Raw genomic sequence first — 12,317 nt, 5'->3', positions numbered from 1 at the left:
GTGATAAACCCAAAAGGCGCAGGCAACCACACTGCGTTCGTCGAGCTGCCCGCAGACATGACTCGCGACGTCTTAGTGTGACTGCCTGCGCCAAGTTGTTGAACGGTCGTTTGGTCGCAGAGGCGACGATTGTCTACTCGCGCTTGGCCCCCGACACCTCTGACAGCGATCGTGGCTGGAAGCTCTCGGCCTGAGCCATGGCCCAGACACGACGATAGAAGGGGTAGTCGTCCCCTTGCGTCAGCAGTGCGCCATTGGTCAGGAAGGGATGCAGGTGCGAGAACAGCTTGACCTCATTCTCGGAGACACGATGCACCAGGTGGTCCGGGGTAATCTGCCAGGGCGTATGCAGGCCCGCCGCCGACAGGATCTCGGCCAGCGCATGCAAGGTGTTGTGGTGGAAGTGACGCACCTGATCGGCCTTGTCTTCCACGACCAGCGATTTCTGGCGCAGATCGTCCTGGGTAGCGATCCCCGTCGGGCACCTGTTGGTGTGACAGCTCAGTGACTGGATACAGCCCAGTGCGAACATGTAACCACGCGCGGCATTGACCCAGTCCGCCCCCAGCGCCATCACGCAGGCGATATCGAAGGCACTGATGATCTTGCCGCTGACCCCGATGCGCACCTCATCACGCAGCCCTGCACCCACCAGCGTGTTATGGACGAATTGCAGCCCCTCACGCAGCGGGGTGCCGAGGTGGTCGGTGAATTCGGTCGGTGCGGCGCCCGTACCGCCCTCACTGCCATCGACGACGATGAAATCGGGCACGATTCCCGTCTCGAGCATCGCCTTGACGATGGCCATGAACTCCCACGGCTGACCGAGGCACAACTTGAAGCCCACCGGCTTGCCACCCGAGAGCCCGCGCAGGCGCTGGATGAAGCTCAACAGCTCAAGGGGTGTGGAGAACTCACCGTGGTTGGAGGGCGAGATGCAGTCCTTGCCCATCGGGATCCCGCGCGTCTCGGCGATCTCCTCGCTGATCTTGCTGGCCGGCAAGACGCCCCCATGGCCGGGCTTGGCACCTTGACTGAGCTTGATCTCGATCATCTTGACCTGCTCGCTGGCCGCCTGACGGGCGAACTTCTCGCCATCGAAGCGCCCTTCCTCGTCGCGACAGCCGAAGTAGCCACTGCCCAGCTCCCAGATCAGATCGCCCCCGAATTCGCGGTGGTAGGGACTGATGCTGCCTTCGCCGGTGTCATGGGCAAAGTTGCCCAGCCTGGCCCCCTTGTTCAGGGCGCGGATGGCATTGGCACTCAAGGAGCCGAAGCTCATCGCCGAGATGTTGAACAGCGAGGTATTGTAAGGATGCGAGCACTGGGAGTTGCCGACGTTGAGACGAAAGCCCTTGGGGTCCGGCACGCTCGAAGTCTGCATGGAGTGACCGATGAACTCGTAGCTGTCGGAATAGACATCGAGCAAGGTGCCGAACGGCTGAGAGGAATTGTGCTGACGGCCACGCGCGTAGACCAGCTCGCGCTGCTTGTGGGAAAACGGCAGCTGATCGGTGTCCGACTCGATCAGGTACTGACGCATCTCCGGACGCAGCGCCTTGAACAGATAGCGCATGTTGCCGATCACCGGATAGTTGCGACGCACGGCGTAATCCGCTTGCCGCAAGTCATTGAGACCAACCGCGACCAGCAGCAGAAAGAGGACGGCCAACGGCCACAGCCATGCATTCTGCATCGCCAGTGGTAGGCAGATGAGCGCCCCCAGGAGACAGAGCAGAAAGACGGAATAACGAGGCAACAGCGACCATTTCAGCTTCATCACGACATCCTTGTAATGTGTCAGGCAGGGATTCACGACCTCGGACATGAGGCCTGGCCTCCACCTTAAGCTACCCGGCGTCCGTCACCCAGCTCCCACCATGGAACGCCACGTTGAGCAAGCCAGACGCGACTCCCGTATCACTCGCCTTGCTTCAGCCCCAACGCAAGACGCCCCCATGGCCTTTGCCATGGGGGCGTCTCTCATGCTGTCATCCCGTGATGACCGACCGAGGGATCAATCGACCCAACGACGGGCATTGCGGAACATGCGCAACCAGGCACCGTCCTGCTCCCAGTCATCCGGACGCCAGGAATTGGTGACGGCACGCGCCACGCGCTCCGGGTGCGGCATCATGATGGTCACGCGACCATCATCGGTGGTCAGACCGGTGATACCGGACGGCGAGCCGTTCGGGTTGGCCGGATAGCGCGTGGTGGTCTGGCCGTAGTTGTCGACGTAACGCAGTGCGACCTGGCCGCTGCTCTGCATCTTGCGCAGGTGAGCGCTGTCGCGGAACTCGGCACGCCCTTCGCCATGCGCGATGGCGATCGGCAGGCGCGAGCCTTCCATGCCATCGAGGAACAGCGAGGCACTCTTCTCGACTTCGACCATCGCGACACGGGCCTCGAACTGCTCGGACTCGTTGCGCACGAAGCGCGGCCAGGCCTCGGCACCCGGGATCAGCTCCTTGAGCTGGGAGAGCATCTGGCAGCCGTTGCAGACGCCCAGCGCGAAGCTGTCGTCACGGTTGAAGAAGCGCTCGAACTGGTCACGCGCACGCGCATTGAACAGCACCGACTTGGCCCAGCCACCGCCGGCACCCAGCACGTCACCGTAGGAGAAGCCGCCACAGGCGACCAGTCCGCGCATGGTGTCCAGATCGACACGCCCTTCGAGGATGTCGCTCATGTGGACATCGACGGCCTCGAAACCGGCACGGTCGAAGCTTGCCGCCATCTCGAGCTGACCATTGACGCCCTGCTCACGCAGGATCGCCATGCGCGGACGTGCACCGGCGTTCAGGTACGGTGCCGCGATGTCCTCGTTGACGTCGAAGGTGGCCTGGGCGGTGAGGCCCGGGTCACGCACGTCGTTGATGGACTCGAATTCGCTCTTGGCGCAATCGGCGTTGTCACGCGCGGCCTGCATGCGATAGCTGGTCTCGGCCCACAGGCGCTCGGCGCTGGCGCGAGTCGTGGAGAGCAGGTTCTGTCCCAGCAGCGTGATGTTGATCTGCTCATCGGCACGCGGCGTGGCGATCACGCCACTGTGCTCGAGGCCCACGGCCTTGAGCTCGGCGAGGATGGACTCGGTATGCTCGCGGCGCACCTGCACCACGGCACCCAGCTCTTCCGCGAACAGCGCGCCGGTAGCCTGACCCGGCTCGGCGGCGGTCCAGTCGAGGGAGATGTCGAGACCGACACGTCCCGCGAAGGACATTTCCATCAGGGTGGTCAACAGACCACCATCGCTGCGGTCGTGATAGGCCAGCAGCTTGCCTTCGAGGTTGAAGCGCTGGATGGCCGCGAAGAAGTGCTTGAGGTCTTCAGGCTTGGCGAGATCCGGCGCTTCGTTGCCGACCTGACCATAGACCTGCGCCAACGCGGAGCCACCGAGGCGGTGAGCGCCATGGCCGAGATCGATCAGGATCAGGTCTGTCTCCACGGCCTCGCCATTCAGCGTGCGACGCAGCTGCGGCGTGAGGGTACGCATGGCATCGGTGACCGGCGCGAAGCCTGTCATCACCAGCGACAGCGGCGCGGTGATCGACTTGTCTTCGCCGTTCTCGTCCTGCCAGGCGGTACGCATGGACATGGAGTCCTTGCCGACCGGGATGGTCAGGTCCAGCGCCGGGCACAGTTCCATGCCGACGGCATGGACGGCATCGAACAGCGCCTGATTCTCACCGGTGTGATCGGCGGCGCTCATCCAGTTGGCGGACAGCTTGATGTCAGACAGCTTGGCGATCGGCGCGGCAGCCAGGTTGGTGATCACCTCAGCCACGGCAAGACGCGCGGACGCCGCCGGCGAGATCAGTGCGACCGGCGTGCGCTCGCCCATCGCCATCGCTTCACCGACATGGCTGTCGAGGGAGCTGGTGGTGACGGCGCAATCGGCCACCGGCACCTGCCACGGACCGACCATCTGGTCGCGCGCGACCATGCCGGTGATCGAGCGGTCGCCGATGGTGATCAGGAATTTCTTGGAGGCGACGGTGGGCAGCTGCAGCACACGGGTCATCGCTTCGCGCGGGTCGAGGTTGTCGAGACCCAGCGCCGGCAGCTCCAGCGTCTGGCGCTCGAAGCTGCGTGACATCCTGGGCGGCTTGCCGAACAGCACGTCCATCGGCAGATCGACTGGACGCGTATTGAAGTGACCATCCTTGACGATCAGCTCGTGCTCCTCGAGGGCTTCACCGACCACGGCGTACAGGCAACGCTCGCGCTTGCACAGGGCTTCGAAGGTGGCCAGATTCTCCGGTGCCACCGCCAGCACGTAACGCTCCTGGGATTCGTTGCACCAGATTTCCAGCGGGCTCATGCCGGATTCGGCGCTCGGTACGGCGCGCAGATCGAACAGACCGCCGCGGCCACCATCCTTGACCAGCTCCGGCAGTGCGTTGGACAGACCGCCCGCGCCGACGTCATGGATGAAGCAGATCGGGTTCTTGTCATCCAGCGCCCAGCAGCGATCGATGACTTCCTGCACGCGACGCTCCATCTCGGCGTTGTCACGCTGCACGGAGGCGAAATCGAGGTCTTCGCTGGAGCTGCCGGAGGCCATGGAAGAGGCAGCACCGCCGCCCAGACCGATCAGCATCGCCGGGCCGCCCATCACGATCAGCTTGGCGCCGACCGGAATATCGCCCTTCTCGACGTGCTGACTGCGGATGTTGCCGTAACCGCCGGCGAGCATGATCGGCTTGTGATAACCGCGACGCTCGATGCCGCCGGCACCGAAGGCATCCTGCTCGTAGGTACGGAAGTAGCCGTTGAGGTTGGGACGGCCGAATTCGTTGTTGAACGCAGCGCCACCGATCGGGCCTTCGAGCATGATGTCGTAGGCGGTCTTGATGCGCTCCGGCTTGCCGTAGTCGTGCTCCCACGGCTGTTCGAAGCCCGGGATACGCAGATTGGAAACGCTGAAGCCGGTCAGACCCGCTTTCGGCTTGGAACCGACACCGGTCGCGCCTTCATCACGAATCTCGCCACCGGCACCGGTCGCGGCGCCCGGATAGGGGGCGATGGCGGTCGGGTGGTTGTGGGTCTCGACCTTCATCAGGATGTTGATCGGTTCCTGATGGTAGGTATAGATGTGGCCTTCGCCTGTCGGGAAGTAACGCCCGGCAGTCGGACCTTCCATCACGGCGGCGTTGTCACTGTAGGCGGACAGCACGCCATCCGGATGATGCTGGTAGGTGTTCTTGATCATCTTGAACAGCGAGTGCGGCTGCGCTTCGCCGTCGATGGTCCAGTCCGCATTGAAGATCTTGTGGCGACAATGCTCCGAGTTCGCCTGAGCGAACATCATCAGTTCGATGTCGGCAGGATTGCGGCCCAGTGTCTTGAAGGACTCGACCAGATAATCGATCTCGTCATCGGCCAGCGCCAGCCCCAGGCTATCGTTGGCCTTGGCCAGAGCTTCGCGGCCACCGCCGAGGATGTCGACATGGGCAAGCCTGGCAGGTGCCTGATGCTGGAATAGACGTGCCGCGTCCTGAGTACGGGTCAAGACCGTCTCGGTCATGCGGTCGTGCAGTCGGGAGGACAGCGTGGCGAAGAGCTCTTCGCTGAGGGGCGCGTTCAGCTTGATGCGGTAGGCGATGCCACGCTCGAGGCGGCGGACTTGCGGCAGGCCGCAGTTGGCGGCGATATCAGTGGCCTTGGAAGACCAGGGGGACAGCGTGCCGAGGCGGGGGATGACGAGGAAGAGATGTCCTTCCGGAGCGCTCTCGTCACGACTGGGGCCGTAGTCCAGCAGGCGCTCCAGTGTTGTCCGATCGGAACTGCTCAGTTCACCATCGACCTCGGCCAGATGAAGGTACTCGGCATGAAGAGATTCCACCTCCGGCACCAGCTCGCGTAACGAAGCCAGTAGACGGGTGTGACGGAAGGCGGAAAGGGCAGGCGCGCCTCGCAGTTCGAGCATGGTCAGGGAAAGCCTCTGAAGCAGCGTGAACGGACAACCGCCAAACGGCGGCAGCAAGCGCATATCATACGTGAAAGCCGAGCCTTAACGAAGCCCGCAGGCGACATGCGTTGGATGACAGTGTGTTGAGCTGCCGGTATGGTGGAAGCCCTGCCGTGAATGATGCTGACGCATGCTCAAGACTTCGCCCTCTTCTCTCATTCAGCCCGTGAGACAGCTGCTGCGCCACGCGCGGCGTTTCCTCGTCACGGCACTGGCCCTCGCCTTGCTGACACTGCCCGAGCGCACTCTCATCGAGATGCCCACGCGGCTGGACGATGTCCGCGCGCGCGATTTCATTCAGGTCGCCACACGCAACACCCCCACGACCTTCTATCGTGGCCGTCAGGGGCCTACCGGTTTCGAATACGAACTGGCACGGGACTTCGCAGATTATCTTGGCGTGAGTCTGTCGATGGATTCCGAGCACAATATCGAGAGCCTGACCCAGAGCGTGCTCAATGATCAGGCCGACCTCGCGGCCGCGACCCTGCCGCTGGACCTCTCCGAACAGGACCTGCGCTTCTCGCGCCCCATCCTCGAATTGCAGGCGATGGTGGTCTATCGACGCGGCATGCACCCGCCCAAGGAATTGAAGGATCTGGTCGGCAAGCGCATCGGTGTCATCAAGGGCGCCGGCACCAGCCTGGTACTGCGGGAAGTCCAGCAGGACATCCCCGAGCTCAGCTGGAAGGAAACCGGCGAGCTTGAGGTGGCGGACCTGCTGCAACGCATCGAGGAAGACAAGCTGGATGCGGCGGTCGTCTATGCCCATCAATTCAAGCTCAACCGCCTGTTCTTCCCCAATGTGGAGAACGGCTTCGACGTGGGCGACCCTCTGACGCTGGCCTGGGCCTTCCCCGCGCATGGCGACATCTCATTGCTGACCGCCGCCAATGATTTTCTCGAGACACGCCGCCAGGATGGCACCCTCGATCGACTGGTCGAGCGCTATTTCGGCCATGATGACTATCTCGAGTACGTCGGCGCCCGTACCTTCATCCGCCAGGCACGCGATCGCCTGCCGCGCTATATCGATACCTTCAAGGAAGCCGCACGCGAAACCGGTATCGACTGGAAACTGCTGGCCGCCACGGGCTATCAGGAATCGCACTGGCAGCCCAAGGCCACCTCTCCTACAGGGGTGCGCGGCCTGATGATGCTGACCAATGTGACGGCGCGCGAAATGAAGATCGCCAACCGTTTGGACCCCGTTCAGAGCATCGATGGTGGCTCACGCTATCTTGTGAGTATAAAGGGACGCTTGCCGGACGAGATCAAGGAACCGGATCGCACCTGGATGACGCTGGCAGCCTACAATGTCGGCCTGGGTCATCTGTTTGACGCCAGACGGATCGTGAAGATGAAGGGCGGCGACCCGAATCGCTGGAAGGATGTCCGCGAGGCCCTGCCCTTGCTTCAGAATCGTGAGTGGTACCAGAAAGTCCGTTATGGTTATGCACGCGGCGGAGAACCTGTCATCTATGTCCGCAATATCCGTCGTTATTATGAAATACTGAATTATGTTTACCGTAGCCAGCAGCAGTTCTATCAGCTGGACGAGCGTCCGATTACCGACGACGAAGGCGACAGCAACCCCTTCGATACAGTGCCTCCGATTCTCTGAGGATGGAGTTCGGACCGTCAGCACTCCGGTGCCTCAAGTGCACGCATCTTCACCACACATCAAGAGCCTCTAAGGACAGGGAATGACACGCAGACTCGTCTTGATGTCGCTAAGCCTGATCGCGTTCGGCATCGCCTTGCTGGGGCTCTGGCCGTCTGCCGGCAATGAAGCCAATGCGCTGCTGCTGATGATGCTGACCCTGCAAGCCGCCGGCCAGGCGGCCTGGCACTGGCGAAATACCTTCCTCAGTCAGCTGTTCCTCGGCGCGTCATTGATCCTCAACATCCTGCTGATCTGTACCTTCCTGCTACCGGAAAGCTGGGTGGGGGTGGATCACTGGGGAGATCTGCTGATCAATCTGCCGGGCGACTGGCATATCGCCAATATCCGGCCACCCATTTTGATCCTGTTCACCTGTTTTGGCCTCACGACCTGCGCCCTGCTGCGCATGCGACTGGGTTTCGGCTCTGCCATCCAGCTGACGCAAGTCACGCTGTTGCTGCTGTTTGCCATGACGACAGACGCCAGCCTTTCCGTCGCCAGCATGGTACTGGCAGGTCCGGAGCGCATCACGCTGACCAGCTTTGTCAGTCTGCTGTTGATCGCACAATGGATCGATGTGCAGCCGGCACTCATGCATATGTGGCGCCGCACTGTCGTGCCATTGGTCATCTCCTCCACGATCACCCTGATATGCCTGCTCGCCTGGCAACAGCAGAGCCAGGACGAGAACAATCGCATCAATCAGGCGACCTACGTATTGGGCGACAAGATCGCCACGGAGCTGTCTCGCGAGATCAACGATCAGCTCAATGCGATGCGGCGCTTCGCCGGTTTCTGGAGCCTGATGGGGCAGACACCGTCACGCGGAGAGTGGCAACGCCTGGCGCGAAGCTATTACAAGGATTTCGATTACTTCCAGAACATTGCCTTCATCGACTCGGACAGCGTGATAACGCGCGTCTTCCCGGACAAGGGCCGCAATCATGACGTGCTGGGCATACGACTGCTGGATGCCCAGCCGGACACGCCGCTGCGCAATCCGCTGGAGCTCGGCATCGAGGGTCATACCGGCATCATCGACCTGATTCAGGGCGGCAAGGGCATGGTGTCCTACCTGCCGGTGCGCGATCCTCGTGATGGCACCATCCTGGGGGCGATCGCCATGGTGGTGGACCTGGCCCCTTTGCTCGACAGCGCCATGGACACGGCACGCAATGAGGCATTTGCGGTCACCCTGTCAGAGCGCGGCAACATCTATATCCATGTCGGGCCGGAGAGCCGTCTGGCGCCCTGGGGGCATCGCATTCCCATCGAGCTACCCGCCACCGACCTGACACTGGGCCTGCAGCCGACACAGCAGTTCCTGGCGGCCACTCGTGGCCGTCTGCCGGAAGTGACATTGCTGACGGGGATTCTGTTGGCTTACCTGCTCTTTCTCGTGATCTACATGTATCGCCGCGTCTCGCAGGAGCACGGCATCGTCAAGAATGCCAATGATGCACTTCGCGAAGAGATGGTACGGCGGGAGCGACTGCAGAACGAGATCCAGTGGCTGGCGCGTCACGACGAGCTGACACAGCTGCCCAATCGTCGCTATTTCCTCGAGCAGGTGCAGAGCTTCAGCGGCAAGATGCCCCTGACGGTCATGATTCTGGACATCGACTTCTTCAAGACGATAAACGACAAGCTGGGACACTTGGAGGGAGATCGCTACCTGCAGAAGATTGCCGCCGTCTCACGAGCGCCCGTGGAGTCTGCCGGCGGCATACTGGCGCGCTTCGGTGGCGAGGAGTTCGTGGTGTGCATTCCGGAATGCCCGCGCGCGGTCGGCCGCACTCTGGCGGAAGAGTTGCGGCGCGCCGTTCAGGCTGCAGGACTGCCGCAGCCTGCCACGGACAGCGTCGTCACGGTATCCGTGGGCATGGCATGTGTGGCACGCGCTCCGTTGCGGCTGGATGCACTGCTGCAGGCGGCGGATGAGGCGCTGTATCGTGCCAAGTCCAGTGGTCGCAATCAGGTTCAGGTCGCTGCCTGACGGCCAACACGTTCGCAACGCGGAGAGATCTGTGCGGGAGGCTCATCGCGGGCGGATCTGAGCGAAAGGTTCAACATGAAAGGTTCAGCGCGGAAGCTCACCGCGCCGCTCAGCGAAGAACGACTTGAGCAAGCGCTTGGCGTGAGCGGCCAACAGTCCCCCTTCCACCTCGACGTGATGGTTATGCCAAGGCTGTGCAAACAGATTGGCACGCGATACCACCATGCCGGTCTTCGGCTCTGCCGCCCCGTAGACGACCCGCTTCACCCGCGCGTGGATCAAGGCGCCACTGCACATCATGCAGGGCTCCAGCGTCACATACAGCGTGCAATCGTCGAGACGATAGTTGCCCAGTCGGGCCGCCGCCGCGCGCAAGGCCTGCACCTCGGCATGTGCCGTCGGGTCCGGGGTGCTGACCGGTGCATTGTAGCCAGTGCCGATGATGTCGCCCTGGGGATTGACCACCACCGCGCCGACAGGCACCTCGCCAGCCTCGAATGCCAGCCGCGCCTGGTCCAGCGCCCGATGCATATAGTAATGATCCCCACGTGGCCCACTCCGGGCCTGAGGCGCTATCACCAACTCGTCACTCACCGTTGTTCTCCGGTATCCTGAGGCCATTGTTTCACTCACCATGATAACGGCTTGGCGCTCGCGCTTCCTCCTGCATTGCCGCCCCGCGCGGGATGGCACTGCTCCGAGCGCCTGCCCCTCAGCACAAGGATAGATTCATGACCCAAACAGCTACTGCGCCTCTTGAGGCTCTGGTCACCCTGCTGGGTCTTGAGACCCTGGAAGAGAACCTGTTCAGGGGGCACAGTCAGGACCTCGGCTTCCCTCAGCTGTTTGGCGGGCAGGTACTCGGACAAGCGCTGTCCGCAGCGACACGCACGGTACCGGTCGAACGCCAGGTCCACTCTCTGCATGGCTACTTCCTGCGCCCGGGCGATGCCCACAAGCCTGTCATCTATCAGGTTGATGGCGTCCGCGATGGCGGCAGTTTCACGACCCGCCGCATCAGTGCCATCCAGAATGGCAAGACCATCTTCTTCTGCAGCGCCTCCTTCCATGGCAAGGAGGCAGGCTTCGAGCATCAACTCGCCATGCCCGACATCGAATCGCCAGAGCGGTTGATCGAGCAGGGGGCACGCATCGAGCGCTACGAAGGCCACCCCATCGAGTTCCTGCGCCTGAAGGCGCCGATCACGGCGAGTGATGATGACGCCTGCCCACCACCACGCCAGCGGCTATGGTTCCGACTGGCAGGCGAGCTGCCGGAAGATGATGCCCTGCATCGCTACCTGCTGACATACAGCTCCGACTTCAACCTGCTGGCGACCGGCCTCGGCGGACATGGTGTGCGGTTCGGTTCGCCCGAACTGCAAATGGCGAGCTTGGATCACTCGCTATGGTTCCACCGTGATGTACGCGTCAATGATTGGCTGCTCTACGAGATGGACAGCCCATGGGCAGGAGGCGCACGCAGCTTCGCTCGCGGCAGTCTGTATAACCGGTACGGCGAGCTGGTAGCATCCAGCGCCCAGGAAGGCCTGACCCGCCTGCGAAAACGCCCCTGAACGAATCGCTCTGAGCGAATCGTCCTGAACAACAATGCCCCTCCTGAGACATTCTCAGGAGGGGCATTGTCATTTTGGCTGCGTCTATCTACAACCTACAATCTACAGCGCTGAGAGTAGCGCACTGCTATTCACCATTATTTCGGCATTACGAGGGTCACTTCAGCGCTGCCCTGACACGCGTGCAGTTTTCATCTCGATAGCGTTGTTTGTAGTCATTACGCTGTGACTGCCAACTTCGCATCTGGCCCGACGATCCGCCGCCGCGACGCCTATCGGTATAATATTCGATCTTGTCCTTGATGAACTGACAGCGCTCTATCTTCCTCTCTCGCTCCCCGGCAGATGCCATTTCTGATGACATCAGCCCCACCAAAAGAGCCATCATTCCTGCCAATAGAAGTCTTGATGAAGAACACGAAAAGCCCCTCGACATGTCGCCTCCTTGCGCCTGTTCACGGATAGCTTCAATGAGTGATATTCAATGACAGCGCAGACACCGAGCAGGTGCTGCAACAGCAAAGATATCTCTCGATAGCGTGGAATGCCTGCCGGTGGGAATCACCCTCGATAGAGCCCAACTTTTCCTGAGCAGAAAGAGAACCGCCCCTGCAGCAAGGCTACAGGGGCGGTTCGGGATAAGTGCCTGACGAGGACCGGGGCGGCCATCCGCTACTTTCACATGAAGAAACTCTACACTACCAAATGAATATCAATATGATGGACCCACCGCTAAGAGCTCCATACCAGGCGCTTCAAGCCGTATAAAAATACACCCTCACAGTAAAGGCTCAAGGAGAGGTTCTTGGCAAGACCGGGGATAAAGAAAGAGCGCACATCATTTTCCGTCAATGACAGAACCATCACAGCATGATGATGAGCAAAAGACTTTCTTCTTGCGCAGCCTGGGAAGGCTTTTCTCTCGCACCACTTTTCCATGCACGTCTTTCTGCTCACGGCTTTTCTTTTGCGCCAATTTTTCCTGCGCACAAAGAGAACCGCCCCTGCAGCAAGGCTACAGGGGCGGTTCAGTATAAGTGCCTGACGATGACCTACTCTCACATGGAGAAACTCCACACTACCATCGGCGCTAAGCGGTTTCAC

At 61.4% G+C, this 12,317-nt stretch carries 8 protein-coding genes; 3 read left to right on the top strand and 5 right to left on the bottom strand.

Annotated elements, in window-relative coordinates:
• Positions 1 to 133: 133 nt before the first annotated feature.
• Positions 134 to 1,780: an FMN-binding glutamate synthase family protein gene (locus MKZ40_RS00040; protein WP_217485838.1), complete on the bottom strand. Its 1,647-nt coding sequence runs from the start codon at positions 1,778 to 1,780 to the stop codon at positions 134 to 136.
• Positions 1,781 to 2,017: 237 nt separating this feature from the next.
• Entirely contained in the window at positions 2,018 to 5,932 is a 3,915-nt protein-coding gene (gene purL, locus MKZ40_RS00035; protein ID WP_175089086.1) for a phosphoribosylformylglycinamidine synthase, read from the bottom strand.
• A 172-nt stretch (positions 5,933 to 6,104) separates the two neighbouring features.
• On the opposite strand from purL, the gene mltF reads away from it, so the two are divergent.
• Together mltF and MKZ40_RS00025 are read left to right on the top strand one after the other, a co-directional pair.
• Positions 6,105 to 7,598: a membrane-bound lytic murein transglycosylase MltF gene (gene mltF / locus MKZ40_RS00030; RefSeq protein WP_175089085.1), complete on the top strand. Its 1,494-nt coding sequence runs from the start codon at positions 6,105 to 6,107 to the stop codon at positions 7,596 to 7,598.
• Positions 7,599 to 7,680: 82 nt separating this feature from the next.
• On the top strand, positions 7,681 to 9,636 hold the full coding sequence (locus tag MKZ40_RS00025; protein WP_175089084.1) for a diguanylate cyclase: 1,956 nt from the start codon (positions 7,681 to 7,683) through the stop codon (positions 9,634 to 9,636).
• A gap of 84 nt (positions 9,637 to 9,720) precedes the next feature.
• On the opposite strand, the gene tadA is transcribed toward MKZ40_RS00025, so the two are convergent.
• A complete protein-coding gene (tadA, locus tag MKZ40_RS00020) occupies positions 9,721 to 10,167 on the bottom strand; it encodes a tRNA adenosine(34) deaminase TadA (RefSeq protein WP_175089083.1) in 447 nt (148 codons plus the stop codon).
• Between the two features lie 200 nt (positions 10,168 to 10,367).
• Between tadA and MKZ40_RS00015 the strand changes: the two genes are divergently transcribed.
• Entirely contained in the window at positions 10,368 to 11,213 is an 846-nt protein-coding gene (locus MKZ40_RS00015; RefSeq protein WP_175089082.1) for an acyl-CoA thioesterase II, read from the top strand.
• A gap of 157 nt (positions 11,214 to 11,370) precedes the next feature.
• Here the strand turns inward: MKZ40_RS00015 and MKZ40_RS00010 are convergent, their stop codons facing one another.
• Together MKZ40_RS00010 and MKZ40_RS00005 are read right to left on the bottom strand one after the other, a co-directional pair.
• Positions 11,371 to 11,649 (bottom strand): hypothetical protein, encoded by a 279-nt coding sequence (locus MKZ40_RS00010; protein ID WP_175089081.1) that lies wholly within the window; start codon positions 11,647 to 11,649, stop codon positions 11,371 to 11,373.
• A 296-nt stretch (positions 11,650 to 11,945) separates the two neighbouring features.
• Positions 11,946 to 12,317, bottom strand: a 372-nt coding sequence (locus MKZ40_RS00005; RefSeq protein ID WP_282627722.1) for a hypothetical protein, incomplete at its 5' end; no start/stop codon positions are given.

The organism is Cobetia sp. BMC6 (assembly GCF_029991385.1).
GTDB lineage: Bacteria > Pseudomonadota > Gammaproteobacteria > Pseudomonadales > Halomonadaceae > Cobetia.
Note: the sequence above shows the minus strand (reverse complement) of the source record. Positions and strands in the feature narration are given on the sequence as shown.

Excerpts from the sequence above, each read along its gene's own strand:
- MKZ40_RS00040 (WP_217485838.1), bottom strand. The coding sequence starts at position 1,780 with ATGAAGCTGAAATGGTCGCTGTTGCCTCGTTATTCCGTCTTTCTGCTC.
- purL (WP_175089086.1), bottom strand. The coding sequence starts at position 5,932 with ATGCTCGAACTGCGAGGCGCGCCTGCCCTTTCCGCCTTCCGTCACACC.
- mltF (WP_175089085.1), top strand. The coding sequence starts at position 6,105 with ATGCTCAAGACTTCGCCCTCTTCTCTCATTCAGCCCGTGAGACAGCTG.
- MKZ40_RS00025 (WP_175089084.1), top strand. The coding sequence starts at position 7,681 with ATGACACGCAGACTCGTCTTGATGTCGCTAAGCCTGATCGCGTTCGGC.
- tadA (WP_175089083.1), bottom strand. The coding sequence starts at position 10,167 with ATGCATCGGGCGCTGGACCAGGCGCGGCTGGCATTCGAGGCTGGCGAG.
- MKZ40_RS00015 (WP_175089082.1), top strand. The coding sequence starts at position 10,368 with ATGACCCAAACAGCTACTGCGCCTCTTGAGGCTCTGGTCACCCTGCTG.
- MKZ40_RS00010 (WP_175089081.1), bottom strand. The coding sequence starts at position 11,649 with ATGTCGAGGGGCTTTTCGTGTTCTTCATCAAGACTTCTATTGGCAGGA.